The sequence below is a fragment of the Acidobacteriota bacterium genome, from assembly GCA_016195325.1.
Lineage (GTDB): Bacteria > Acidobacteriota > Polarisedimenticolia > JACPZX01 > JACPZX01 > JACPZX01.
In genome coordinates, this window is sequence record JACPZX010000106.1 from 1 (window position 1) to 25480 (window position 25480).

Consider the following 25480-nt stretch of genomic DNA (forward strand, 5'->3'; position numbering starts at 1 on the left):
CAGACGGGGCACGTCTGCGTGTTGGGGGCCGCGCCGAAGCGCGTCGGGCACCCGCAGAAGATCTTCGTCCTCGTCCTGAGCTGCGCGTGGACCTCGAGGCCGATCACGGCCTCGTACGCTGCGGGCATTCCGGGTTCCCTTCCGCGCTCCCGGCTACTGGCCGGTCCCTTCCCCGCTGGGGATCATGTCGGCGAGGATGTCGTGATCCTCGTCGAGGGTGATCTTCACGGGCTTCTCGGGGAGCTTGAGCTGGTACACGTCGTCGGCCTTCACGACGGGGCGCGCCTTGATGAGCGGCTCTTTCTGCCCCTTGAAGTAGATGTAGACGGGCATGAGGATCTGCTTGAAATTGGCCTTGTCGCGCTGAGAGATCTTGATCGAGACGAGGTGCTTGCCGTCCGGCGTCGGCTCGTCGGTCCAGGAGTAATCGATCGTCGGAATGCCGGTTCCGCGGAACCACTGGTCGAAGAAGTAGTCGAGCTTGTACCCGAGCGCCAGTTCGCATTCTCTCTGGAGCTGATCGGTCGTGATCTGCTGATACGGATACTTCGTGAAGACGGCCTGCATCGCCTTCTTGAAGTTCTCGAGGCCCATCTGCATCCGGAGCATGTGGACGACGTACGGCCCCTTGTCGTAGATGAGGTACTGGCGCCAGAGTCCCGCCTGCGGACCGGCGACGTTGTTGCACCAGGCGATCGACGCGTGCGGATCGCCGATCCGTGCATCGTCCTTCCAGATTTTCATCTTTTGGTCGAACGCCGCCTTGCCGAGGTAGCTCAGCACATAGAGACCTGCCGAATACTCCGCGTACGACTCCGACAGCCACTGGTCCTCGTTGGTGATCCAGCTCACCTTGTGCGCCCACCACTGATGGGCGACTTCGTGCGAGAAGAAGCCATGAAAAAAGTCTGCCCTCAGCGGGACTCCGGGCGCGCTCGCGATCTGCGCCGAGGACATGAAAGCCTCGCCTGTGAGCTGGACGAAGGCGGGCGGCGACTGACCGAAGCCGAGGCCCGGCGACATCATGGCCACATCGAGCTTCTCGTAGGGGAAGGGGCCGTAGAGCCCCTCTAGGAACTTGATTATCTCCTTCCCCTCGTTGATGACGTCCTTTGGCTTCGTCGCCGGGACGTTGACCTCGAAGTCGACGGTTCCCCGGTCGGTCGGAACGGTGAAGATCGTGTTGGGCCAGAAGTGCACGATGAGAGGGATCTTCGCCCCGTTCAGAGTGGAGTCGTACTCGCCGTTCTCCGTCTGGAACCGGCCGAAGATGATGCTGGGGAAGACCACAGGGCGATCGAAGATCATCTGGAGGGCGTTGTACTTGTCCTCCTCCCACGTCTTCACCGTCTTGCCCGATCCGGTCGCCGAGAGGGGCTTAATCGTCTTGATCGTCCAGTCGATCTCGGACTCTCCGCCGAGGTATCCGTACTTCGGGAACCATGGGAAGGTGTTCAAGAGCGAGTACGACACGTTGCTGATCTGCTCGATCGTGTTCTCCGCGAGCCTGAAGCTCAGCGTGACGTCCTTGTCCTTTCCGGCCGTCTCCTTGAGGAGGACGAGGGCGACGTTCTTCCGGTGGAGGACGGGAAGCTCGTTCCCTGCGGCGTCCTTCACCGACTTGACGTCGATCCACTTCGCCCGGCTGTCCCACCTCGGCCCGCGCGTGTCACTGACGAGGTCGAACGGTACAAGCTGAAGCCCGTCCACCTTGGGGGTGAACGTCACGTCCACGTCGATGTTGATCATCTGCAGGTCAGGGATCTCGAGGGTCATACGGTATCGCTTGACCCTGAGGATCTCGTGGAGATCGGTGTTCGGATCGGCGACGTATCGACCCGCCTGATCGAGGTCCGCCTTCCTGTGCCCCACGATGAGCGGGATCGGCCGCAGGAAGGCCCCGATAGGCTCGATCGCCGCGAGCAGCACCTCGTACGTGCGCTCCGGGGCCCATCCGAAGAGAAACCATCCGTAGTCGGCCGTATTGACGTGTGCCCGGAACGCAGCCCTCTGCCCGGGTTGCTTCAGCGCCGCGGTGATGACATCCCCCTCGGGGTCGTCGGCCTGGATCGTGTCGAGCACCTGGAGCCGATCCTTCAGGATCTTCCGCGCATGCTCCATCTCGTCGCCGGTCGCGGCTCTCGGCGCTGAGAGTCCCGGCTTCAGGTCGTCCCACGCGCTGTCGAACGCGACGAGAAACGCCTCCGTGATCTTCGTGTTGATCATCCCGCCGACGTCCTTGTTGAGATGGTCCTTCGCGGCGATGTTCAGCATGTCGCGATCCATCTTGCGGACCGGCGTCACGGTGAAGGAGCCCTCCCCGATGAAGACGGCGATCGGGGTCACCCCTTCGATCGCCTTCGAGAAGATGAGGACCCCCTTCGTCATCCGGATCGTCCCGATGTCGCGCGTGAGCGTCGCGTTCGTCACGTCGTGGACGCGCGCCGGATCGAGATCGATCTTGTAGAACTCGTCGCAGACGCGCTGGAAGTCCGCGCTCGTCGCGATGGCGGCGCGCGCGGGCGAGGCGGCGAACGAGCAGACGAGGGCGGCGAGGGCGAAGAGCACGAGGGTGCGCCGTGTCATGTGGGTTCTCCGTGATGTGATGGCGGGGGTCATCGGAAGCGCCGCGAATTATAGCACCGGGCCGGACGGCCTCTTTCGAATGGAAAGGGGCATCACCCCCCGGCGTGGAAGCTCGACCCGTCCGCCGCCATGCGCGAGAGGCGCGCGCAGGGGGCGAGCCTCGCGAGGCCCGACGCCGCGAGCGCGCGCGCGATCCCGGCCGCTCCGATCCCGTCGGCCCAGCGGAGAGGCCCCCCAAGGAACGGCGGGAACCCCGTCCCGAGGATCATCGCGACGTCCACCGTCCGCGCGTCGGGGGCCACCCCCTCGTCGAGGATGCGCGCCGCCTCGTTGATCATCGGGTAGAGAAGGCGCGTGACGGCGGCGTCCGCCCCCGGGACCGCGCCCGCGGCACCGCCCGTGCCGCGCACCGCGGAGACCGCAGCCTCCCGCACGCCGCGCCTCTTCCCCGAGGCGTAGGCGTAGAAGCCGGCGCCGCTCTTCACCCCGAGCGACCCCGCCCCCGCGAGCACCGCGAGGGCGTGGTCCTCGGGGAGGTGATCGCCGAAGGCGGCGGAGAGGACCTTCGAGACCTTCGCCGCCACGTCGAGGCCGATCTGATCGAGGAGGGCGAAGGGGCCCATCGGCATCCCGAATCGCTCGAGGGCGCGATCGATCGCGACGACGTCGCCGCCCGCCGCGAGGAGTTGGAGCGATTCGGCGAGGTACGGCATCAGCAGCCGGTTGACGACGAACCCGGGGGCGTCGGAGACGACGACGGGGGTCTTTCCCATCTTCTTCGCGAGGGCGCGCGCGACCGCAACGGTGTGGGGGGAGGTGGCCGGCCCCCTCACGATCTCGACGAGGGGCATCCGGTCCGCCGGGTTGAAGAAGTGGAGGCCGACGAACCGGTCGGGTCGCGCGAGGCGCGCGCCGATGTCGGCGACGGAGAGGGACGAGGTGTTCGTGGCGAGAACGCACGCGTCGCTCACCCGCGGCTCGAGATCGGCGAGGACGGCGCGCTTGATCTCGAGGTCCTCGACCACCGCCTCGAGGACGAAATCGGCCGCCTCGAAGCCGTCGAGCGTGAGCGAGGGGGAAATCCGGTGGAAGCGGGCGATGGTCCACTCCTTCGGCCGGCGCCTCGAGCCGCGGCCGGAGAGGATCGAGTGCGCCTCGCCGAGGCCGCGGGCGAGCGGGGGGGCGGCGACGTCCCGGAGGCGCACCGCGAGGCCTCGCCCGGCGGCGACGGCGGCGATCGCGCCGCCCATGACCCCCGCGCCGAGGATTCCGATCGATCGGGGGGCGGCGACGGGCGTCGAGCCCGGAGCGTCCTCTTCGCCGGCGCGCATCGCGAGGAAGACGCGCACCAGGTTCCGGCTGACCGGCCCCGTCACGAGCCCGCCGACGAGGTCGGCCTCGCGCGCGAGCCCTTCGGCGATGCCGTGGGCCAGCCCCCAGCCGATCGCGTCGATGGCGGCGAAGGGGGCCGGGTAGTGGCCGCCGGTCGCCTTCCGCGCCGAGGCGGCGGCGCGCGAGAGGATGAAGTGTCGGAACGGCGCCCGGAAAAGAAGGCGCTGCCCCGCGCCGAGGGAACGCCGCCGCTTCCCGCGGGCGAGAAGCTCGCGGGCGGCGGCGAGGACGCGCTCGGCGGGGACGACGGCGTCGACGAGGCGCGCGCGCTTCGCCTCGCGGGCGGAGAGGCTTCGTCCGGTGAGGATCATCTGGAGCGCCAGTGGGAGGCCGACGAGCCGGGGGAGGCGCTGCGTCCCGCCCCAGCCGGGGACGATGCCGAGGCGCACTTCGGGGAGGCCGATCTGGACCTCGTCGGCGTCGGCGGCGACGCGGAGGTTGCAGGCCAGAGCCAGCTCGAGGCCGCCGCCGAGGCAGGCCCCCGCGATCGCCGCGGCCGTCGGGAAGGGGGCGGCGGCGATGGCGTTCCAGACGTTCTGCCCGATGATCGCTTTCCGGCGACCCTCCTCGACCGACTTGACCGACGGGACCTGCTTCACGTCGACGCCCGCGACGAAGGTGCCCGGCTTCGCGCTCGCGATGACGAGGCTCTTCACGTCGCCGCGCCGCATGAAATAGGCGATCGCCTCGCCGACGGCGGTGAGGACGTCGGGGTCGATGAGGTTCACCTTCTGGCCCGGCGTGTCGAACAGGATCGTGGCGCGCCCGGCCGCGTCAATCGTCCAGGTGACCCCCGAGCTGGAGGAACCGGAATCCGGGCTCATGGCGCTTCCACCACCGCGGCCATCCCCTGACCGCCGCCGATGCAGAGGGAGACGACGCCGAGCTTCGCCTGGCGCCGTCGCATCTCCATCAGGATCGAGAGGACGAGCCTCGCCCCCGAGGCGCCGACGGGATGGCCGAGCGCGACCGCCCCGCCGTTCACGTTCAGCCGCGAGCGCGGGATCTCGCCAAAGAGCGACGGGAGGCCGAGCTCGTCGCGGCAGAAGCGTTCCGAGGCGAGGGCGGCGAGGCACGCGATCACCTGCGCGGCGAAAGCCTCGTTGATCTCGAAGAGATCGACGTCGGCGAGCGTCACTCCCGCGGCCGCCAGGGCGCGCGGGATCGCGACGGCGGGGCCGAGGCCCATTCTCCGCGGCGAGAGGCCCACGGTCGCGGAGGCGCGAAGGGTGCCGAGGGGCGCCGCGGGGCGCGCGCGCCGGGCGGCGCGCGCCGGGGTTGCGAGGACGAGGGCGGCGGCGCCGTCGGTGAGCGGCGAGGCGTTCCCGGCGGTGACGGTGCCGAGGTGCCGATCGAAGACCGGTCTGAGCTTCGCCAGGGCCTCGAGGGTCTGCTGGGGGCGAGGGCCGACGTCGGCCGCGACGAGCGCTCCGGGGACGAAGTACGGCGCGATCTCCTCGGCGTGCTTCGGCGCGGCGGCGACGGCGTCGCGGTGGCTCTGGAGGGCGAAGAGATCCTGCGCCTCGCGAGGGACCTGGAACTCGGCGGCGAGGATCTCGGCGGTCTCCCCCATGTTGAGCCCGCAGCACGGATCGGTGAGGCCGATCTCGAGCCCCGAGATCGGGCTGACGTGGCGCGGCCTCAGTCGCGAGAGGATCGCGGCGCGCGCCGGGATCGACTTCGCGCGCCCGGCCGCGAGGAAGATCTCCCGCGCCTCCTCGCGGAAGAAGAGAGGGATCGACGACATCGACTCGACGCCGGCCGCGACGACGACCTCGGCCTCGCCGAGCTCGATCAGACGGGCGGCGTGGATCACCGCCTCGAGCCCCGAGGCGCAGTTCCGGTTGACGGTGACGGCGGGGGCGGACTCCGGGAGCCCCGCGAGAAGGGAGGCGACCCTCGCGATGTTCGGGGCGTCGGCTGGTCCGGCGACGTTTCCCACCACGACGGCGTCGACGTCTTCCGGGGCCAGCCCCGATCGCGCCACCGCCTCGCGGATCGCCGCGGCGGCCAGCTCCTTCGCCGGCACCCGCGCGAGGTCGGCGAAGGCCCGGACGAAGGGGGTGCGGGCGCCGGCGAGGATCTGCGGGCGTTCCGCGAGCGGCCGGATCACGACGGGCCCGCCGGCCCATCCCGGTACATCGACTCGATCGCCGCGCGGTGCTTCTCCTCGACGACGCGGCGGCGGATCTTGAGCGTGGGGGTCAGCTCGCCGTCCTCGATCGAGAACTCCCTCGGCAGCAGCGTGAAGCGCCGGATCTGCTCGTACTGCGCGAAGTCGCGGAGCGCCTCGGCGACGACCCGCTCGAAGGCGGCGACGATCTCCGGGCGGGGGAGGAGGCTCTCGATCGGCGCGGCCGGGATCGCCAGGGTCTCGCACAGGCGCGCGAGCGCCTCGCGCTCCGGGACGAGCAGCGCCGAGACGAATCGCCGCGCGTTCCCCAGGACGACCGCCTGCGCGATGATCCCCGTCGCGCGGAGCGCGCTCTCGATCGGCTGCGGGGCGACGTTCTTCCCCCCCGAGGTGACGATGAGGTCCTTCTTGCGATCGGTGATCGACAGATACCCGGCCGCGTCGAGCGCCCCGATGTCGCCCGTGTGGAACCATCCCCCCTCGAGGGCGCGCCCCGTGGACTCCTCGTCGTTGAAGTAGCCCTGCATGATGCCCGGCCCCCGCGCCAGGATCTCGCCGTCCTCCGCGATGCGGACCTCGGTGTTCGCGAGCGGCCGGCCGACGCTGCCGGGGCGGATCCCCTTCGGGTCGTTGATCGCGATCACGGGGGAGGTCTCCGTGAGGCCGTACCCCTCCACGATGCGGACCCCCATCGACGTGAAGAACTCGAGGACCTCTCGCGGCAGCGGGGCGCCTCCCGAGATGGCGTGGCGCAGGCGGCCGCCGAGGCGGGAGCGAACGCGCCTCAGAACCAGCCGGTCGGCGGCGGCGTAGCGGGCCCGCATGAGGAGAGAAGGGGAAGGTCCCCCCGTCAGCGGGGAGAGGTTCACGGCCCGCCCGGCCTCGACGGCCCACGCGAAGAGGCGCCGGCGTCGCAGCGACGAGGCCGCGACGTGCGCCTCGACCTTCTCGCGCATCTTCTCGAAGAGGCGGGGCACGCTGGCGATGACGTTCGGGCGGATCGCCGTCAGCGCCTCGGGGACGTGCTCCATCGAGACGTGGACGATCGTGACGCCGTAGCGCATGAAGAGGTAGTCGGCGGTCCGCTGGAAGACGTGGGAGAGGGGGAGGAACGAGAGCGCGCGGTCCGCGGGCGTGAAGTCGAAGAGGGCGCCGATCGCCTCGATGTTCGAGACGAAGTTGCCGTGGGTCAGCATGACCCCCTTCGGCGGACCGGTGGTGCCGGAGGTGTAGATGATGCTCGCGAGGTCCTCGGGCTGGACACTCGCCGACATCCTCCGGAAGGCGTCGGGATCCCGCATCTTCAGCTCCGCGCCGCGCTTCACGACCTCCTTGAACGATCGGATCGCGCCGGCCGCCGCGGGGACGTCGTCCATGACGATGACCTGCTCGAGGCGCGGGAGCCGGCCGCGCATCTCCTCGACGATCTTCAGCAGACCCGCCGACGAGACGACGATCCCCCACGCGCCGGAGTTCGACAGGATGTACTCGATCTGCGCCGGCGAGAGGGTGGTGTAGATCGGCACCGACACCCCCCCCGCCGCGAGGAGGGCGTAGTCGGCCAGGAGCCATTCGGGGCGGTTCTCGGAGAGGATGGCGACGCGGGCCCCGCGCGGAAGGCCGTCGGCGCGCAGAGCGAGGGTCAGGCGCGTCACCGCCTCGAGGACGGATCGCGAGTCGAGGCCCCGCGCCCCCGACGGCGTGAAGTGGACGACCGCGTCCGGCTTCGCGTGCGTCGTGATCGAGTGAAGGAAGATGTCGTTGAGAGTGCGGATCAGTCCGGCTCCTCCGCCGCCTCGCCCTCCTGATCCCGATCTTCCTTCGCGAGGCCGTACTGCTCGAGCTTCTTGTAGAGGTTGCTCCGGGGGGTGTCGATCTCCTTCGCGGTCTTCGAGATGTTCCAGTCGTTCGCCTCGAGCTTCGCGATGATGAACGCCTTCTCGGCGACCTCCTTGAACTCGCGGAGCGTCGCGAAGGCGGCCGGCGCCGGCATCCCCGTGCCGCCCGCGGCCTCCATCGCCTCGCCGGGGAGGTCCGCGGCGTCGATCGTCTCCTTCGGCGTCATGATCAGGATCCGCTCGACGGTGTTCCTGAGCTCGCGCACGTTCCCCTTCCACGGCATGCGGGAGAGGGCCGAGACGGCGGCGGGCGTCAGGGTCTTCGGCTTGAGGTTGTTCTCGCGCGCGTACATGCCGACGAAGTGGCCGATGAGCTCGGGGATGTCCTCCGGCCGCTCGCGCAGGGACGGGAGAGTGATCGGGATGACCTTGAGCCGGAAGTAGAGATCCTCGCGGAACGTCCCCTTCCGGATCTCGGCGGCGAGGTCCTTGTTCGTCGCGGCGATGACGCGCACGTTCACGACGATCACGCGCGCCGCGCCGACGGGCTCGACCTCACCGGTCTCGAGGACCCTCAGCACCTTCGCCTGGGTCCGCGCGCTCATGTCGCCGATCTCGTCGAGGAAGATCGTCCCCTTGTCCGCCTGGACGAACTTCCCGATCTGTCGCCCCGAGGCGCCGGTGAACGATCCGCGCTCGTGGCCGAACAGCTCGCTCTCGATGAGATCCTCGGGGATTGCCGCGCAGTTCACCTTGATGAAGGTGGTCTCGGCCCGCGGGCTCTCCTTGTGCAGGGCGCGGGCGACCAGCTCCTTCCCGGTGCCGCTCTCGCCGGTGATGAGGACGGTCGCGTTGGTGGGGGCGGCGCTCTTGATGACGCCCCTCAGCGCCACCATCGCGCGGCTCGCGCCCACCAGCTCGAAGCGCGACTCGTCGGCCCTGCGGAGCTGGGCGACCTCGGACTTGAGCCGCCGCTGCTCGAGGGCGTTGCGGATGGCGAGGGAGAGCCGCTCCTGCTCGAGGGGCTTCTCGAGGAAGTCGATGGCGCCGAGGCGCGTCGCTCTCACCGCGTCGGCGATGTCCCCGTGGCCGGAGATCATCAGCACCGCGGAGTCCCCGGCCTGCCCCTTCAGCCGCTCGAGGACCTCCAGCCCGTCGAGGCCGGGCATCTTGATGTCGAGGAGGATGGCGTCGGGACGGTCGACGCGGGCGCGCTCGAGCCCCTCGTTCCCAGACGAGGCGGTGAGGACCTCGTAACCCTCGTACTCGAGGGTCATTTTGAGCGTTTTTCTGATGTCGGGCTCGTCGTCGATGACGAGGAGCCGTGGCTTCATTCTTCCTCGACCCGGAGCGTGACGAAGCGGGACGCGCCCTGACCGACGACGTACAGGTTGACGAGCGAGCCGGTCTTCATCTCTTTCGTCGCGGCGCGGAACGAGTCCATGTCGGTCACCGACTTGCGGTTCACCTCGGTGATGACGTCGCCTTCCCGCAGCCCCTTCTCCCACGCCTGGCTCGTGGTCGTCACGTGCACGATGACGAGCCCCTCGATCTCGGGTCCCATGCGGTACTCGCGGCGGATCTCGGGCGAGATCTCGTGCAGCACGAGGCCGAGGTTCTTGTCGAGGGTCTTCACGGGCGCCTCGGGCGCCTCGGGCGACCCCTCGGAGTCGAGCCTGGCGTTGACGGCCCCCGTGGATCGATCCATCAGCTCGGCGTTGAGCGTCTGCTCCTTGCCGTCGCGGACGATTCCCAGGGAGACCTTCTGGCCGGGGGCCTTCGCGCTGATCATGCGGATGAGGTCGTCGCTCGAGCCCAGGGGCTTCCCGTCCACGGTGGTGATCGCGTCGCCGCGTCTCAGGCCCGCGCGGTCGGCCGGGAGGCCGGGGCGGACCAGCTCGACGAACGCCCCTTTCTTCCCCGTGAGGCGGAAGTACTCGCGCTTCTCGGCGTCGAGGTCGCGATCGATGTCCCGGATCTCCACGCCGAGGAAGCCGCGCTCCACCTTACCCTTGCTCATGAGCTGCGACATGATGTCCTTCGCCATGTTGATCGGGATGGCGAAGGAGATCCCCTGGGCGGAGACGGTGATGGCGGCGTTGATGCCGATCGCCTCGCCGCGCGCGTTCAGGAGCGGGCCGCCGGAGTTGCCGCGGTTGATGGCGGCGTCGGTCTGGATGAAGTTGTCGAGCGACGTGTCGCGGTTCATCGCGTAGAGCTTGCGCCCCTTCGCGGAGACGACGCCGACGGTGACGGTGTGCTCGTATGCGAGGGGGTTCCCGATCGCGAGGACCCAGTCGCCCACCCTCATGCGATCCGAATCGCCCAGGGGGATCGTGGGGAGCTTGTGGTCGGAGTCGATCTTGACGATGGCGAGGTCGGTGTCGGGGTCTGCGCCGACGACCTTCGCGACGTAGTCGTGGTTGTCGCTCAGAAGGCGGATGTTGACCCGGTCGGCGTCCTCGATGACGTGGTAGTTGGTGAGGATGTAGCCGTCGTCGCTGATGACGAAGCCCGATCCGCCGTGATCCTGCCGCTCCGGGTCCCCCTCGTCCTGATCTCCCTTGGGCCGGCCGTCGGGGTTCGGGAAGAAGAACTCGAAGGGGGCGTGCCCCTCGAACTTCTTCTTGTCGCCCGATCGCACGATCTCGGTGGCGGTGATGTTCACGACCGCCGGGTTCGCCTTCTCGGCGATGTCGGCGAAGCTCGGCACCACGACGACCGCGTCGGGGCGAGCCTGCGGGATCTCCGGGGAGCCTCCGCGCTGCGCCGGGGTCACGGTCCCCGTATCGGGGGCCGCGGCCACGGGGATGCGGGTCTCCGGGCGCGAGGCGCTTCCGGCCCCCGTCGCGGCGACCATCAGCGTGACGACCACGAAGGTGAGGGCAAAGGTCAGGGTGACGAACTGCAGTTTGCGGGCGGCCATGGGGAAGGACTCCTTTGGACGGTCGAGCGACGAACCGTACCACCGTGTTTTGGAGGCCGTCAAGACGACCTCCTGTCCTCAAGTGAGGTCGGCGACTCGCCGATCTCCCGCCGCGTGAACCCGCGTCGATTCAAAAGATACGCCGCGTTTCGGCCCGATCGAGCCCCGGGTTCGTGCGGGCGGCAGCCGGCCGACTGCGAGGCGCGTGCCATGGGCGGGGACGGGCCCACCCTGTGGTATCGTGCGCCGATGAGACGATCCCTCCCGGCGATTCTCGCGATGGCCCTCGTGGCAGCCCTCGCCGCCCCGGCTTCCGTCCGGGCGGCGGACCCAGCGTCCCTCGTGACCCTCTCCCCGGAGCTGACCCGCGGGCGGCGCGACCGTCTGGTGGCAGAGCTCCGGAAGGAGCTGAAGGCCGGCGAGTCGGCGGTCCTCTATCTCCCGGGAGCGCCGGATCCGGAGCTCGAGGAGTTCCGGCAGACGAGCGACTTCTATTACCTGACGGGGATCCAGACGCCGGGAGCCGGCCTCATCCTTCACTTTTCCGCCGACAAGGCGAGCGAGCAGCTCTACCTCCCGCGCCGCAACCCGGCCACCGAGAAGTGGTCGGGGACCCCGCTCGGCCCCGGCGGGATCGACCCCGCCACGTCGAAGTCCGACGCCGAGAGGCAGCGCACGATCGATCTGACCGGATTCCGGGGGAGCGGTCAGGGAGATCCCGGAAGCGTCGGCGAGCACGAGACGATGCGGTCCGTTCTCTCGGCGCTCCTCCAGCGCGCGGCGGTCCTCCTCCTCGACTACACCCCGCCTTCCCTCGACGCCCTCGACACCGAGGAGTCGAAGCTCGCGTCGGAGGTCAAGGAGAGGTATCCGTCCATCAGGGTCCTCGCGGCGAAGGAGGCGATGGCGCGCCTGCGCGTCGTCAAGTCGCCGGAGGAGATCGTGGCGCTGCGCCGCGCCGCGTCGATCACCTGCGACGCCCACCGGGCCGCGATGCAGATGGTGCGGCCCGGGATGTGGGAGTTCGAGCTGGAGGCGATCCTCGAGTACGTCTTCACCCGGGAGGGGGCACGCTACGCCTCCTACCCGGCCATCGTCGGCTCCGGGCCGAACTCGTGCACCCTGCACTACTTTCGCAACGAGCGGCGCGTCGAGGACGGCGAGGTCGTCCTCATCGACGCCGGCGCCGAGTACGCCCGCTACGCGACCGACGTGACGCGGACCTTCCCCGCGAACGGGCACTTCTCCGCGGAGCAGCGCCGCGTCTACGACGCCGTGCTGAAGGCTCAGGACGAGACGAAGGCGATGGTCCGTCCCGGGGTGCGCATCCGCGAGCTCAACGAGAACGTGAAGAAGGTCCTCGACAAGGCCGGCCTCGCCGACAGAATCCTCCACGGCTGCTGCCACTACGTCGGCCTCGACGTGCACGACGTCTCGCCGGACGACACGATCCTCGCCGCGGGGATGGTCCTGACGGTCGAGCCGGGGGCGTACCTCCCGGACAGGGGATTCGGCGTCCGGATCGAGGACACCCTCCTCGTGACGGAGTCCGGGAGCGAGACGCTCAGCGCCTGCGTGCCGACCGACGCCGACGAGATCGAGAAGCTGATGGCCCACCGGATCGAGTTCCCGGCGGTCGCCCCCGAGGCGAAGCGCTAGGAGCCGAGCAGCTCCTCGATCCGCTTCACGTACTGCGCCTTCAGCTCGGTGAAGTGCGCCCCCGTTCCCGGCCCGGCGAACCCCGTGTGAATCGCCTTGACCTCGCCCTCGCGCCCGACGAAGACCAGAGTGGGGAAGGCGAGGACTCCCGAAAGGTCGGGGAGCGTCGCCGACGCCTCCGCCTTGTCGCTCGTTCCCGCGAGGAGGAGCGGGTACGAGACGTGATGCCGCTCGGCGTACTTGCGGACGAAGACGGCGTCGCGCGCCGCCTCACCCGTCATCTCGTAGGCGAGGCCGACGATCTCGAGGCCCCGCGCGTGGTACCTCGCGTACAGCTCCTCGAGGACCGGCGCCTGGTCGTTGCAGTTGGGGCACCACGAGCCGAAGACGTCCACGAGGACGACCTTCCCCTTGAAGCGCGCGTCGGCGAGGGAGACCCTCTTCCCGTCGAGGTCCGGGAATGCAAAGCTCAGGCGGCCCGTCGGGTTCTTGAGCGCCGTCATGGCGAAGGAGTCGGGCAGCAAGCTGATGGAGGGCTTCGACCTCGATGCCGTCCACGTCGCGTGATAGGCGCCGCGCGACCAGAAATCCCCGGCGAGCGTGCCGTCCCCGCGCGCCTTCGCGACGAAGAGGAAGGCGTGCCCGCCGTCGAAGCACGACAGCCTCAGCACGCCGGCGCCGTAGTCCCCCTCGAGATATCGGTAATCCCCGGTCGGCGTGAGGAAGGTGCCGAGCAGCCGCTCGCCCGTCAGTTTCAGCTCGGCGGTGGCGGGGGACTTTCCATCGTCGTCCACGAACACGGCGTCCCACGATCCGCTGACGTCGCTCACCGACGCGGCCCCCGAGGCGGCGCCTCTCGGATCGAAGCGCGCCGGCGTCGAGACGCGGCGGGCCGTGAACGGCATCACCGGTCGATCCTTCCCCGCCTGCTTCGTCCACGTTCCGGTCATCGACGCTCCGTCCGCCGAGATCTCGGCGACGATCTGCGAGTCGTAGTGATCGAATCGAAGGGTCAGCTTCGCGCCGGAGATGTTCACGGAGGTGAAGAGGACCTTCTCGTCGCCGTTGACGACATAGGCCGAGAGCGGGCCGACCCCCTTCTCGACGACGAGGCCGAAGGGGATGTCGCCACCCGGGGAGACGACGGCGGCGCGCCAGGATCCGATTGGAGATCGCGGGTTCGCCGAGGCCGGTGCGGGACCGGCCGGGGAGTGGGTGACGGCGACGGCGACGACGGCGAGGAGGGCGAGCGGGAGGGTTCGTCTCATCCGCGCATTCTAGAGCGCGGGCCGTCCGCTATGAAAGGCGGTTCAGCATCCCGACGACCGTGAAGGCCCACACCAGGCGGCAGACGTCGAAGTCCTTCATCGGCGACACCTCGCACAGAACGCCCAGCTCCACCGCCTGCTCGCAGCGCGACAGAAGGGTCCACTCGTCGAGGCTCAGGTTCATCGTGCGCCCCATCTCGTCGAGGCGTGGGCTGACCTGGTACCGGGCGTCCAGGCCGCCGACGGCGAGCTGGATCCGGATCCATTCGCCGATCCCCTTCACCCCCTCGAGGATGATGTCGCCCGTGGACATCTTGAGCGTGATCACTTCGTCGCTCGGGAGCGGGCCGAAGTGCATCGCGTACGTGCCGTGAGTCCAGGAGAAGAGCCCCACGACGATCTCCTTCACCTGCTCTCTCACCCCCCACGTCAGATCCTGCGGCCGGATGGTGTGGCGCTCCACGAGCACGCCGCCGAGACGCTTTCCCGACTCCTGCGCCGCGCGCACCGCCTGCTCCATCTGCCGCGCCGAGACCATGCCGCGCTTGATGAGCAGGGAGCCGAGGCGATCCTCCTTGTCGTTGGATCGGGCGAAGACGATCCCCCCCGAGTCGACGTAGACCGACTTCTCGATGTCGCCGTCGCGGACCGCGAGGTAGCCGGTGTTCTTCTCCTCGCAGACGTCGTGGATGAGGGAGGGGAGGGTGAGGGGGCCGAGTTGGCCGGCCGGCGCCTCGACGAGCGCCGAGCCGACGAAGGTCTTCACATCACGACGCATCAAACGCTCCCGGGGGTGCCGGCCCCGTTCCGATTCTGTCCGCCGGCGGCGGCAGGGGAGGGTTCTCCTCCCTGAACGTGTCCCACTCGTGACACTGCGGGCAGCGCCAAAGGTAGGTCCGGGAGCGGAATCGGCAAGTGCCGCAGACGATCGCGTCGACGAAGAGATCGCCCCCCTGGATCAGGTCGGCCAACTCGCGCGTGACCCGCCGATCGGGGCCGCGGGACGCGGCCATCCGCCAGAGCGCCCTGTGGACGCTCGCAGACCCCGGGTGCGCCCGGGCCGCATCCAGAAGATACCGATAAGCGGCCTCGGGGTTCCCGCGGTCGTTCTCCTTCTCCGCGAGGAGGAGCCGCACCCGCCAGTCCGAGGGGTCCCGTCCGGCGACGCGGTGGCATGTCTGATCGAGGCGCTCCCGCTCCCCCTGCTCGGCGCAGACCTGCTCGAGCCGGTCGTAGACGAGGTGGAGCAGCCGGGGCTCGAGCTCGACGATCTTCTCCCACGACTCGATCGCCTTCTTCGCCCGCCCCGCCTTGTGGTGCAGATCGCCCAGGTACAGGTAGGCCGGGAAGACTCGCTCGTCCACCGCGATCGCCTTCTGCAGCGCCCGGAAAGCCCCCTTCTCGTCGTCGGCCCGGAGCGCCTCCATCCCCATCTCGTAATAAAGGAAGGAGAGCGTCCGCCCGCTCCGCGCCGGCTCGATCCTGAGCACCTTCTCCTCGTGCTCGACCGCCGCCGCCCAGTTCCGCTCCTCGATCTCGAACCTCAGAAGCCCCTTCAGCGCCATCGGTGACCTCGCCTCGATCTCGATTGCCTGCCTGTACGCATCGCGCGCGCGGTCCGTCAGCCCCGCGAGGCGGTAGTCCTCGCCGAGGCTCGAGAGGGCCAGCGCCCGCTCGGCCCGGCTCATGTCGCTCCTGCCGAGAAGCGACCCGTGGATGCGGAGCGCCCGGTCGAACTGCCCTCGATCCCGGTGAAGATCGCCGAGGATCAGGTACACGCCGATGACGTCCGTCCGGATCCGCGCCGCGCGCGTGAGCTCGTCCATCGCCTCCGACGACCTGCCGGCGATCAGGTGGCTGATCGCCGTCGAGAAGACCCGGTCGAACTCCTCCTCGTCGGTGTCCTCGTGGCGCCACCAGACGAGGAAGGCGCGGGAGACGTAGCCGAGGAGAAAGCCGCCGACGAGGAGCCCGGCGATCCAGGCGGCCGACGGCATCACCTCTCCGATGCTCTACAGGACATCGTCGTCGGTGGCGGAGGTCTCCCGCTCCGGCGTGACGGCGAGGGGGTTCCCGAGCGGGAGGTTCCTCAGGGAATCGACCTCCCCTTCGAGCCTCTTGAGCTTTCGGCGCAGCTTCAGGTTCGTCATGCGGATGCGCATCCCCTCGATGATGCCGATGATGCTCGTGATGATCACCCCGCCGCCGAAGGCGAGGAGTATCAGCAGGAAGACGGGGAGGCTCCCGCTGTCCCACGATCCGAAGACGACGTGGACCTGCTCGTTCTGATTCTGCCAGGCGAAGATCATGAAGAAGACCATCAGGAACAGGAAGATGATCGTGAAGACGAGGCGCATCGTTCCTCCCGGTTGAATCAGGCGTACCCGCGGGTGGCGTCTCCCCAGCGGTTCTGGACCTTCAGGATGAAATCCAGTGTCTGGCGCACGGCGCCCTTCCCCCCGGCCCGGCTCGTCACGAAGTGCGCGAGGCGTCGCACCTGAGGGACGGCGTTCGGCACCGTGACGGCGAAGCCGACTCTCCTCAGCACCGGCGCGTCCACGATGTCGTCGCCGAGGTAGGCGACGTCTTCGTCCTTCAGCTTGTGGGCCGCGAGGATCTTGTCGTAGGCCAAGATCTTCTTGAGGGATCGCTGGTGGAGCTCGGTGATGCCGATCTCGTGGCAGCGCCTCTCGAGGGCCTGGCTCTCGCGGCCGGTGATGATGCCGAACTTGAGGCCGACCCTTTCGGCGAGCCTGACGCCGACCCCGTCCTGGGCGTCGAAGAACTTCATCTCGCCGGGGTCGTCGTCGAAGATGATGCGGCCGTCGGTGAGGACGCCGTCCACGTCCATCAGGATCAGCTTCACCTTGCGGGCGCGTATTGCTGCGCCGGTCCGGATGACCGGCTCGACGGTCTCGGCGTGCGCGTCGAAGTGTCGCATGGCGGTGGGGAGCCTCCGGCGTCACGCGGGAGCCATCGCGGGTGACGGGCGGGGGATGTTAACACACGGGGTTTGGGGGGCTGGTCGCCTACTTCGGAGGGAGGGCGTACAGCCTGACGACTCCCATCGAGTTCACAGCCAGAAGGGATCCGTCGGGTGAGAGCGCCGCCCCCGAGTTGCCGTCGGTACGGCCGCGGAGCTCGTCGATCTTGATGATCGCGATCGGTCCTTTCCCCTTCACGTCGAAGACCGTGAACCGCTCTTCAACAAGCTTTGGCCAGTGGGCAATGGTGTACGTGTTTTCGAAGACCGCGAACCTGGAGCCGTCACGAGCCGTCGCCGCCGATCCGGACTCACGCCCGAGCCTCGCGGTGAACACGAGACTTCCGGAAGTGTCGACGACTCGCATCTTTCTGCATCCAAAGACGGCGACGAGGTCATTCGTGACGAACAGGGGTCCAGGCTCAGGGCAGTCGGAGTCGTATGGTTTCCATGCGTCGTCCTCCGGAGCGTAGAGAACCGTCCCGTTCTTCGTTCCCTCACGGTATGCCACATGGGCCATGTGATCTCGGCTCACGGACGAAACGTAGGTGTCGAGCACTTCGACTCCCGTTGGCTTGAGAGTCTGGGTGTCCAGGAAAAACGTTGCCCCGTGACCTGGTCGAAACTCTCCAGACCACGCGGCGAACACGCTGCCATCCGGGGAAGCGTCTTTCCCGGTCTCCGGCGACGCGGCGGTGACCTCCTTCATTCCGGCGGACCACACCGACGTGCCCTTCTCGGTCACGACGACGTAGCCCTCCGCTGCGTTTCCGAACAGCATGCAGTGCCACTTCGACTGCCACTTCGTCTGGTTGACGACCGAGCCGGATATCGCGTCGAGGACGAACGCGTGAATATCGCTGGGGGTTGGCACGAGGGATCGATCGTCGAGGACGACGAGCTCGCGGGAGCTTCCGAACGCCATCCGGTGCCGCGCATCGACGCCAAGCCGGGTTGGGTCTTCGGGAAGGTCGTACCCTTGCTTGTGTAGGTCGGCTGTCCAGAGGAGGCGGGGCGTGGCGCGGGAGTCCGGTCGCGCGTCGCTCGGCGAGCAGGCGAGCGCGGGGAGGGCGGACAGGACAAGGGCAAGGACGCGAGGGAGTGAATACCGTCTCAATCTTGCCTCGGTTGCGTGGTACGTGCGGGCGGGGCGCTCTGGAGTTCGTAGTCGATCCACTCGTCCTCGGAGCGAAGCCCGATCAAGACGCCGGCCGGCTCGCCGTGTCGCGTGATGACGACGTCCTCTCTTTCCGTCATTCGAAGGAACTTGGACAGGTCGTCCTTGACCCTGGAGAGCGCCACCTTCTTCATCGCGGATACATCATAGAATTTTCGAACCGCTCCGATGCTGCGAACGATGGAGATTCCTGGGACTGTGTTCAAACCTCTGCGCCGGGTTGTTCTCGTTGAGCCAGCGCGATGAGTGACCATATCTATCAATGGACGTGGCAAAGCTGGTACCTGGTAATGGTGTCGGTACTTGCTATTCAGTATGCCTTATTCCGCCGGCGTCCTCAGGGCGATCCGAACTCGACCTGGGCTGTTGCGGAGCGACAGTTTCGGGGCGCGGCGCTTGTGGGTGGACTCGTCGGACTGATCGCGGTATTACGGACTTGGCTCTCAAAGCGGTGAGCCGGGATGGACACTTCGGTACCGTGAGATGTCTGCAACCGTGAATCAAGGACGACCGGTGCGGCATCGACGTGCCCAGCCGCGGCGATGACCGATCATGCGTACCACTGGGTGTGGCAGGACCTCTACCTGGGGGCGGTGTCTGTCTTCGTCATCCTCTATTCGCTGTTCGGACCGCGACCGAAAGACCAGCCGAATTCAGGCCGGGTTGCCAGGCATCGGCAGTATCGACGAATCATGCTCATCGGCGGTATCTTCGGGCTGCTCGTTCTCCTGAGGTCCTGGCTCACCGGGTGGTGATGGTCGGAAGCGTCATCGTGCCGATCCGCATCTGAACCGGGTGCCTCTTCAACGCCCTTTCTCCGCCACCCCCTTGAGGTTTCCCAGCCCCTCCTCGAACGCCGGCCCGATCGTCTTGTCCATGTTCATGACGAGGCAGACCGCCTTGCCGATGAAGTTGTTCTCCCCCTCCATCGTCCAGGTGACCTTCGTTCCGCTCCCCTCAGCGGCGAACGTGAAGTGTGAGCGCGCCGTCCCTTCGAACGGCTTCACGAACTTCTGCTCCGAGACGACGAGCGCGTCGGGACGGCTCTCGAGGATCGTCATCGTCCCCTCGCCGATCTCCGAGTTCCCCGCCCACGACATCGAGGCCCCCTGCCCAGCCGACGGCGACGAGATCGTGATCCGCGCCAGAGGATCCAGCTTCTTCCACGGCGACCAGGCGTCCCACGCCGCGAGATCGTTCACCCGCGCGAAGACCGCCGATGCAGGCGCCGCGATCGACGCCGACCGCGACACCGAGTAGTGATCGGGCTGCAGCGCGATGACGACGACCAGCGCCGCGATGAGGACGACGACCCCGACGAGAATCTTCTTCAGCATGGAGAGCCTCCTGTTGAACCCCCGGGACGACGGTCGTTATACTCCGCCCCGTACCGAGCTTTCCACAGGGAAGAGAGAAGGAGAGGGATGACCGCCCCCGCCCGCACCGTCACCATCGCCCCCGGCATCGTCATCGGCCCAGGGCGCCCCCTCGCGCTGATGGCGGGGCCGTGCGTCATCGAGTCGGACGACCTGATGATGCGCGTCGCCGAGAAGATGGTCGCGATGACCGCGAAGCTGAAGCTGCCCTACATCTTCAAGTCGAGCTTCGAGAAGGACAACCGCAGCAACGAGGTCTTCTACCGCGGCCCCGGCCTCGAGAAGGGGCTCGCCCTCCTCGCACGCGTGAAGAAGGAGTTCGGCGTCCCCGTCGTCTCGGACATCCACCGCGAGACCGACCTCAAAGCCGCGGCCGAGGTCCTCGACATCCTCCAGATCCCCGCCTTCCTCTGCCAGCAGACGTCGCTGCTTCTTGCCGCCGGAAAGACGGGGAAGCCCGTGAACGTGAAGAAGGGGCAGTTCATGTCCCCCGACAACATGAAGGGGGCGGTGAGCAAGATCCTCAGCACGGGAAACGATCGCATTCTCCTGTGCGAGCGCGGGACCCTCTTCGGCTACAACAACCTCGTGAACGACTTCACGGCGATCCCCGTCATGCAGGACACCGGCTGCCCCGTCGTCTACGACGCGACGCACTCGGTGAGGCGGTACGGGATCCCGAGCTCGGATCCCGCGGGAGGGAAGCCGCAGTACGTGCCGTACCTGGTGCGCTGCGGCGTCGCCGCCGGGTGCGACGCCCTCTTCATGGAGACGCACCCCGATCCGCCGAAGGCCCTCTGCGACGCCTCGAGCCAGTACCCGCTCGATCGGATGGAGACGCTCCTCGAGCAGGCGTGCCGCATCTCCGAGATCGCGCGGTAGCGGCCGTGCCGCGCCGTCTCGACGCCCGCGCGCTGAAGCGCCGGCTCGCCCCCATCAAGCTCCTCCTCCTCGACGTGGACGGCGTCCTCACCGACGGCGCCCTCTACTACTCCGAGGGGGACGAGGAGATGAAGCGCTTCGACATCAAGGACGGGATGGGGATCGACCTCCTCAAGCGCGCGGGCATCGACGTCGGGATCCTCACCGGGCGCACGTCGAAGATGGTCGAGCGCCGCGCGCGCGAGCTGGGGATGTCCGTCCTCAAGCAGGGGTTCTACGACAAGAGCGCCGGGTTCGAAGAAGTCGTTCGCGAGCAGGGCCTCGCGGAGCGGGAGATCGCCTACATGGGGGACGACATCCTCGATCTGGCGGTGCTCCGGCGGGCGGGGTTCGCCGCCTGCCCGGGCGACGCTGCCGACGAGGTCCGCGCCGAGGTGCACTTCGTCTGCGATCGTGACGGCGGCCGCGGCGCCGTGCGCGAGGTGGCGGATCTGATCCTGAAGGTGCGGGGGCTGAAGAGCCGGGCCGTCGGCGAGGCCACGGCTCCGGGGGTCAAGCCGGCGAGGCGGATCGAGCCGTGACGCGCCTTGATTCCGTCAGTAAAACATAGTAATATTTCTGACGAAATGCCCAGAAAGAAGTCCCCCGGCAGTCTGGAAAACCGGGTCCTCGCCCGTATGAAGCGCGGCAAGGACAGGGCGGTGTTTGCGTCCGTCCAGTTCCTCGCTCTCGGCAACCGCGCTGCCATCGACCAGGCGCTCTCGCGGCTCTGTCGCGTTGGGAAGATTGAGCGAGCGGGACGGGGGCTTTACCACTTGCCAGGCAACCATCCGACGTTCGGCACGCTCGGTCCCGATCCGGAAGAGGTCGTGAGGGCGATCGCCCGGCGCGACGGCCTGCGCGTGCAGGAAGGTGGAGCTTACGCCGCCAACGCCATGCGCCTCACCGAACAGGTTCCAGCGCGGATCATTTACGACACCGACGGTCCCTCCCGCAAGGTGCGGCTCCGTGGAAAGCTGACGATCGAGTTCAAGCATCGCTCCACGCGCAAGATGGCCGGCGCCGGCCGCGTGATCGGCGTGCTGATCTCCGCGTTGGCCAACATCGGGGAGAAGCACGTCACGACGCGGCGGCTCGCCCATCTGCGGCAGGATTTGAAGGCTGTCGACAAGCGGCAGCTGCTCGCCGACCTCGCCCTCGCGCCGACGTGGATGCACCCATACCTGCGCTACATCGCGACGGGGCGCCGGGCGCGATGACGGCGTTCGCCACTCTCGCCGCCCCCGAGCAGGCGGCCGCATATGCCACGGTGACGGGGCAGACAGGCATCGCGACCGTCATCCTCGAGAAAGACTTCTGGGTCTGCTGGTTGCTCGGAAAAATCTTCGCGACGCCCGCGCTCGGCGACGACTGCGTGTTCAAGGGCGGCACGTCGCTCTCGAAGGTGTTCGGCGCCATCGACCGGTTCTCGGAAGACGTGGACCTGGGTCTCAGCCCCGCGTCGCTCGGATGGAACGAGTCAGACCTCGACGACGCACCGTCCGCCACCCAGCGCCTGAAACGGATGAAGAAGGTCGAGGCGGACTGTGCCAGCGCCGTGCAAGCGTGCTTTCTGCCGGAACTGGTTGCGGTCGTGCGCGCGGGCCTCGGCGAGCGGGCGAATCGCGGCGACTGGCTCGTGTACACGAATGACGCCGCCGCGCACTCCCCGGTGGTCCGGTTCCATTACCCGAGTGTCCTGGCCGGCGGCACGGGTTACATCGAGCGGGCCGTGCAGCTCGAGTTCGGATCGCTCACCGACCAACGACCCACAGGCACCCATCCAATCGCTCCGCTGATCGCCGGTCTCGCGCCCGACGCCTTCACCGACTTCCGTGCCGAGGTCGTCGCCCTGGAGATCGAGCGCACTTTCTGGGAAAAGGCCACTATCCTGCATGCCGAGTATCACCGGCCGCCCAAACAGCCGATCCGGGACCGCTTCGCGCGGCACTATGCGGACTTCGCGGCGCTGTGGAACCACCCCGGTGGGCGTGCGGCGGCCAGCCGTCTCGATCTGCTGGAACGGGTGCGAATCCACAAGAGCAGATTCTTTGGATCCGCCTGGGGGAACTACGAGGCGGCAATCCCGGGCACTTTGCGGCTCACCCCACCCAATAGTCGCGTGGCTGAGTTGCGGCGCGACTACGCGGCCATGGAACCAATGTTTCTTTCGCCCCCGCCGAGTTTCGATGCCGTGCTCGATACCCTACGCGACGCGGAAAGAACCATCAACCGGCCATGAACCGGTCGAGCGTCGCCTTCTTCATCATGGCTCCCGTCCTCTTCCTGGTAGCCTGCGCCACACCGCCTCCTCCCGCCCCGACACTCGCGGACGGACGATGGGAGGGCGTGGCCGAAGTTGATGGGAAATTGACCCGGGTCACGGTCGACGTCACGCGCGGCGCCGACGGCCCCCCGGTCGCCGTCCTCAGCGTCCCCGACGAGCGGCTCCTGTCGAAACCGCTGAGCCGTCTTCGATGGGAGCCGGCCGGGGTCCACTTCGAGCTCCAGGCCCCTGAGCAAACGATCGTCTTCGACGGCGCGCCGGACGGCGGGGGTATCGCCGGCACTCTTCGGGGCGGGAACGTGTCGGCGGCGCTCGCCTTCCGTCGCGTCGGCCCCGTGCCCGCGCCTCCGTACACCGAGACGGAGGTTCATTTCCGGAACGGCGATGTCGCACTCGCGGGCTCTCTCCTCCTCCCGCCGGGCCCGGGCCGCCATCCGGCGGTAATCCTCATCCACGGGTCGAGCACGCCGAGCCGGAACGACTTCCGGTTCTACGGCGATCTCTTCGCGCGGCGGGGCATCGCCGCGTTGATTTTCGACAAGCGGGACGGGGGCGGCGGCGCGGGGGGCGCGGCCCGGTACGGCCTGCGCGATCTCGCAGGGGATGCCCTCGCGGCCGTCGCCCTTCTCAAGGGGCGCGACGACATAGACGAGCGCGAAATCGGTCTCTGGGGGCACAGCCAGGGAGGATGGGTCGCTCCCATCGCGGCCGCCACGTCGCGGGACGTCGCCTTCGTGATCAGCTTCTCGGGGCCGGGCGTCAGCTACGCCGAGGTGAGCCGGTACGCCGACACGGCGCGGCTCCGCGCCCACGGAGCGACCGAGGCCGAGATCCTCGAGGCGACGGCCGCGCTCGCGCGCGAGGACGACTTCGTGAGGCGCGGCGGAGATGAGCGCGAGCTCCAGGCTTTTCTCGATGACGCCTGGAGCCGGCCGTGGGCATCGCAGACGACGCTGCCGCGCCGGGTGCCGACCGTGGAAGAGATCCGCGACGAGCTGCGCTGGCGCGACAACGACCTCGATCCAGCCGACTTCTGGGGGAGAATCGAAGTGCCGGTGCTGGTGATGTTCGGCGAGCTCGACGATGTCGTCCCCGTGGCGGCGAGCGCGGAGCGGATCGCCGCGGCGCTGAAGCGCGCGGGGAACCGGGACGTGACGATCAGGATCTTTCCGAAGGCGGGGCACACGATCCAGCCCGCGCCCGATTTCCTCGACACGATGCTCGACTGGACCGTGCGGCGCGTGAAGGGAGGGCCGCCGTCGTGAACCCCTGGCGGAGCCTCAAGGGCCTTCCGGCCGAGGCGTGGATCCTCTGCACCGCGACGCTCATCAACCGCGCCGGGATGATGGTGCTCCCGTTCCTCGTCCTCTACCTGACGCGGAGCCTCGGGTACTCGGCGGGGCAGGCGGGGCTCGCCGTCACCGTCTACGGCGTCGGCGCCTTCGTGACGGGACCGGTCGCGGGAAAGCTCTGCGACCGGTTCGGCGCGCTGCGCGTGATGAAGGCGTCGCTGATCGTGTCGGGGCTGATCCTCTTTGTCTTCCCGTACGTCACCGGGTACGGCTCGATCCTCGCGACGACTTTCGTGTGGGCGGTGACGAACGAGGCCTTCCGCCCCTCGAACCTCTCGCTCCTCACCGGCCTCGTCGCGCCGGAGAGACGCAAGGCGGCGTACGCGCTGAACCGCCTCGCGATCAACCTCGGCACGAGCATCGGCCCCGCGGCGGGAGGGTTCCTCTCCACCGTCTCGTTCAAGTCGATCTTCTACGTGGACGGCGCGACGTCGATCCTCGCCGGGCTCTTCCTGATGGCGGCGCCGTGGCGCGAGGGGGCGGCGGGGGAGGGGGAGGGGGCGACGACGCGGGTCCGCGATGCGGGGTCGGGCCTCTTCGCCGATCGCACGCTTGTCTACTTCCTCCTCTCGATGATCCCGATCATGATGGTCTTCTTCCAGTTCTCGGCGGCGATGCCCCTCTTCGTCGTGCGCGAGCTCGGGATGTCCGAGCTTCTCTTCGGGTCGTTCCTCACGATCAACACCGTCATCATCGTCTTCCTCGAAGTGGCGCTGAACGCGGCGATGGCGAACTGGCCGCACGGTCGCGCGCTCTCTCTGGGGGCGCTCCTCGTCGCGCTCGGCTACGGGGGGTTCGCGATCGCGCACGGGTACTTGGGGGTGACCGCGGGCGTCGTCCTGTGGACGTTCGGGGAGATGATTCTGTTTCCGGGGAGCGCCGCGTACATGGGGGAGATCGCCCCGCCCGAGAAACGGGGCGAGTACATGGGGTACTACACGATGGCCTTCAGCGTGGCGTACTCGATCGGCCCGTGGCTCGGCTCGGAGATCTTCGATCGGTACGGCTCGCGGAGCGTGTGGGCCGGCGCCTTCGCGCTCGGGCTCGTCGCCACGGCGATGCTGTCGAGGGTGAGGTCAGCGCCTGCCCGCGGGGCGTGAGGCCGGGACGCGGGGCCGCCTCGGCGCCTTCGTGCGGCGCTGGCGGGAGTAGGCGTTCGGCCCGCCGGGGCGCGACGCGTGAAGCTCCCAGGAGCCGGCGAGCGGATCGACGACCTCGAGAAACGGGAAACGGTGGAACCTGGTGTCGCGCGTCACGATGCGCGAGATGCCGTGCTCGCGCATGAGGATCGCGGTGTGGGCGTCGTGGAGGTGGCGGCCGCTGAGACCCGGGATCTCGGCGAATGTCGCTTCGACGATCGCGGCGTGACGGTCGGTCTCGGTGAGAACCTGGAGCCCGGGTGACTGGAGCAGGCCGTCGATGAATCGCCACGAATCCGACAGGCTTGCCGCGTGCGCGGTCTCCTTTCTATGGGTGCTGACGCTCAGGAACTCGTACAAGATTCCCCACGTCACGCACCACGTCGCCTCGGTCTCCCGCCACTCACTCACGAGCCGCAGGCATCGGTCGTGCTCGGCGCAC

The 25480-nt window shown here is 68.3% G+C and carries 22 protein-coding genes; 7 read left to right on the forward strand and 15 right to left on the reverse strand.

The genetic code is table 11. The features are described 5' to 3' along the window. The 6 genes from HY049_18225 to HY049_18250 all read right to left on the reverse strand — a co-directional run. Positions 1-128, reverse strand: a 128-nt coding sequence (locus HY049_18225) for a hypothetical protein (protein ID MBI3450837.1), incomplete at its 3' end; no start/stop codon positions are given. Between the two features lie 25 nt (positions 129-153). After that, positions 154-2586 (reverse strand): hypothetical protein, encoded by a 2433-nt coding sequence (locus HY049_18230; GenBank protein ID MBI3450838.1) that lies wholly within the window; start codon positions 2584-2586, stop codon positions 154-156. A gap of 92 nt (positions 2587-2678) precedes the next feature. Next, on the reverse strand, positions 2679-4802 hold the full coding sequence (locus tag HY049_18235; protein ID MBI3450839.1) for an enoyl-CoA hydratase/isomerase family protein: 2124 nt from the start codon (positions 4800-4802) through the stop codon (positions 2679-2681). Next, positions 4799-6586 (reverse strand): thiolase family protein, encoded by a 1788-nt coding sequence (locus HY049_18240; GenBank protein MBI3450840.1) that lies wholly within the window; start codon positions 6584-6586, stop codon positions 4799-4801. Before HY049_18240 ends, HY049_18235 begins: the two co-directional genes overlap by 4 nt. Positions 6587-7886: 1300 nt before the next feature. Next, complete coding sequence (locus HY049_18245; protein ID MBI3450841.1) at positions 7887-9284, reverse strand: sigma-54-dependent Fis family transcriptional regulator; 1398 nt, start codon at positions 9282-9284, stop codon at positions 7887-7889. Continuing rightward, the gene (locus HY049_18250) at positions 9281-10876 is read right to left on the reverse strand and encodes a Do family serine endopeptidase (protein ID MBI3450842.1); all 1596 of its coding nucleotides are present in this window, start codon (positions 10874-10876) and stop codon (positions 9281-9283) included. The genes HY049_18245 and HY049_18250 overlap by 4 nt, the downstream gene beginning before the upstream one ends. 249 nt (positions 10877-11125) lie before the next feature. Here HY049_18250 and HY049_18255 point away from each other — a divergent pair, with 249 nt between their 5' ends. Continuing rightward, positions 11126-12535, forward strand: a complete 1410-nt coding sequence (locus HY049_18255) for an aminopeptidase P N-terminal domain-containing protein (protein ID MBI3450843.1) — start codon at positions 11126-11128, stop codon at positions 12533-12535. Here the strand turns inward: HY049_18255 and HY049_18260 are convergent. The 8 genes from HY049_18260 to HY049_18295 form a co-directional block, all read right to left on the reverse strand. Continuing rightward, positions 12532-13803 (reverse strand): TlpA family protein disulfide reductase, encoded by a 1272-nt coding sequence (locus HY049_18260; protein MBI3450844.1) that lies wholly within the window; start codon positions 13801-13803, stop codon positions 12532-12534. The genes HY049_18255 and HY049_18260 overlap by 4 nt on opposite strands. 28 nt (positions 13804-13831) lie before the next feature. Next, the gene (locus tag HY049_18265) at positions 13832-14581 is read right to left on the reverse strand and encodes a DUF4388 domain-containing protein (protein MBI3450845.1); all 750 of its coding nucleotides are present in this window, start codon (positions 14579-14581) and stop codon (positions 13832-13834) included. Continuing rightward, on the reverse strand, positions 14571-15800 hold the full coding sequence (locus HY049_18270) for a hypothetical protein (protein MBI3450846.1): 1230 nt from the start codon (positions 15798-15800) through the stop codon (positions 14571-14573). Before HY049_18270 ends, HY049_18265 begins: the two co-directional genes overlap by 11 nt. 15 nt (positions 15801-15815) lie before the next feature. Continuing rightward, entirely contained in the window at positions 15816-16160 is a 345-nt protein-coding gene (locus HY049_18275; GenBank protein ID MBI3450847.1) for a DUF1049 domain-containing protein, read from the reverse strand. 17 nt (positions 16161-16177) lie between these two features. Continuing rightward, complete coding sequence (locus HY049_18280; GenBank protein MBI3450848.1) at positions 16178-16744, reverse strand: HAD hydrolase family protein; 567 nt, start codon at positions 16742-16744, stop codon at positions 16178-16180. An 88-nt stretch (positions 16745-16832) separates the two neighbouring features. Continuing rightward, positions 16833-17711 (reverse strand): hypothetical protein, encoded by an 879-nt coding sequence (locus HY049_18285; GenBank protein MBI3450849.1) that lies wholly within the window; start codon positions 17709-17711, stop codon positions 16833-16835. Positions 17712-17899: 188 nt separating this feature from the next. After that, positions 17900-18097: a type II toxin-antitoxin system Phd/YefM family antitoxin gene (locus HY049_18290; protein ID MBI3450850.1), complete on the reverse strand. Its 198-nt coding sequence runs from the start codon at positions 18095-18097 to the stop codon at positions 17900-17902. Between the two features lie 669 nt (positions 18098-18766). Further along, positions 18767-19300 (reverse strand): SRPBCC family protein, encoded by a 534-nt coding sequence (locus HY049_18295; protein MBI3450851.1) that lies wholly within the window; start codon positions 19298-19300, stop codon positions 18767-18769. Positions 19301-19387: 87 nt separating this feature from the next. On the opposite strand from HY049_18295, the gene kdsA reads away from it, so the two are divergent. From kdsA to HY049_18325, 6 genes are all read left to right on the forward strand, one after another. After that, entirely contained in the window at positions 19388-20221 is an 834-nt protein-coding gene (gene kdsA / locus HY049_18300; protein ID MBI3450852.1) for a 3-deoxy-8-phosphooctulonate synthase, read from the forward strand. Between the two features lie 32 nt (positions 20222-20253). Next, positions 20254-20802 (forward strand): HAD family hydrolase, encoded by a 549-nt coding sequence (locus HY049_18305; protein ID MBI3450853.1) that lies wholly within the window; start codon positions 20254-20256, stop codon positions 20800-20802. A 45-nt stretch (positions 20803-20847) separates the two neighbouring features. Next, complete coding sequence (locus HY049_18310; protein ID MBI3450854.1) at positions 20848-21480, forward strand: hypothetical protein; 633 nt, start codon at positions 20848-20850, stop codon at positions 21478-21480. Continuing rightward, positions 21477-22502 carry a nucleotidyl transferase AbiEii/AbiGii toxin family protein gene (locus HY049_18315; GenBank protein ID MBI3450855.1) on the forward strand — a complete coding sequence of 342 codons (1026 nt, stop codon included), beginning with the start codon at positions 21477-21479 and terminating at the stop codon, positions 22500-22502. The genes HY049_18310 and HY049_18315 overlap by 4 nt, the downstream gene beginning before the upstream one ends. A 107-nt stretch (positions 22503-22609) precedes the next feature. Then, complete coding sequence (locus HY049_18320; protein ID MBI3450856.1) at positions 22610-23812, forward strand: alpha/beta fold hydrolase; 1203 nt, start codon at positions 22610-22612, stop codon at positions 23810-23812. Next, positions 23809-24999 (forward strand): MFS transporter, encoded by a 1191-nt coding sequence (locus HY049_18325; GenBank protein ID MBI3450857.1) that lies wholly within the window; start codon positions 23809-23811, stop codon positions 24997-24999. Before HY049_18320 ends, HY049_18325 begins: the two co-directional genes overlap by 4 nt. On the opposite strand, the gene HY049_18330 is transcribed toward HY049_18325, so the two are convergent. Next, complete coding sequence (locus HY049_18330) at positions 24976-25449, reverse strand: PIN domain-containing protein (protein ID MBI3450858.1); 474 nt, start codon at positions 25447-25449, stop codon at positions 24976-24978. The genes HY049_18325 and HY049_18330 overlap by 24 nt on opposite strands. Positions 25450-25480 lie beyond the last annotated feature (31 nt).

Coding starts and splice junctions, on each gene's coding strand:
- HY049_18255 (MBI3450843.1), top strand. CDS start 11,126: ATGAGACGATCCCTCCCGGCGATTCTCGCGATGGCCCTCGTGGCAGCC.
- HY049_18290 (MBI3450850.1), bottom strand. CDS start 18,097: ATGAAGAAGGTGGCGCTCTCCAGGGTCAAGGACGACCTGTCCAAGTTC.
- HY049_18315 (MBI3450855.1), top strand. CDS start 21,477: ATGACGGCGTTCGCCACTCTCGCCGCCCCCGAGCAGGCGGCCGCATAT.
- kdsA (MBI3450852.1), top strand. CDS start 19,388: ATGACCGCCCCCGCCCGCACCGTCACCATCGCCCCCGGCATCGTCATC.
- HY049_18235 (MBI3450839.1), bottom strand. CDS start 4,802: ATGAGCCCGGATTCCGGTTCCTCCAGCTCGGGGGTCACCTGGACGATT.
- HY049_18265 (MBI3450845.1), bottom strand. CDS start 14,581: ATGCGTCGTGATGTGAAGACCTTCGTCGGCTCGGCGCTCGTCGAGGCG.
- HY049_18270 (MBI3450846.1), bottom strand. CDS start 15,800: ATGCCGTCGGCCGCCTGGATCGCCGGGCTCCTCGTCGGCGGCTTTCTC.
- HY049_18310 (MBI3450854.1), top strand. CDS start 20,848: ATGCCCAGAAAGAAGTCCCCCGGCAGTCTGGAAAACCGGGTCCTCGCC.
- HY049_18295 (MBI3450851.1), bottom strand. CDS start 19,300: ATGCTGAAGAAGATTCTCGTCGGGGTCGTCGTCCTCATCGCGGCGCTG.
- HY049_18275 (MBI3450847.1), bottom strand. CDS start 16,160: ATGCGCCTCGTCTTCACGATCATCTTCCTGTTCCTGATGGTCTTCTTC.
- HY049_18280 (MBI3450848.1), bottom strand. CDS start 16,744: ATGCGACACTTCGACGCGCACGCCGAGACCGTCGAGCCGGTCATCCGG.
- HY049_18240 (MBI3450840.1), bottom strand. CDS start 6,586: ATGGTTCCACACGGGCGACATCGGGGCGCTCGACGCGGCCGGGTATCT.
- HY049_18230 (MBI3450838.1), bottom strand. CDS start 2,586: ATGACACGGCGCACCCTCGTGCTCTTCGCCCTCGCCGCCCTCGTCTGC.
- HY049_18245 (MBI3450841.1), bottom strand. CDS start 9,284: ATGAAGCCACGGCTCCTCGTCATCGACGACGAGCCCGACATCAGAAAA.
- HY049_18250 (MBI3450842.1), bottom strand. CDS start 10,876: ATGGCCGCCCGCAAACTGCAGTTCGTCACCCTGACCTTTGCCCTCACC.
- HY049_18285 (MBI3450849.1), bottom strand. CDS start 17,711: ATGGCGTTCGGAAGCTCCCGCGAGCTCGTCGTCCTCGACGATCGATCC.
- HY049_18260 (MBI3450844.1), bottom strand. CDS start 13,803: ATGAGACGAACCCTCCCGCTCGCCCTCCTCGCCGTCGTCGCCGTCGCC.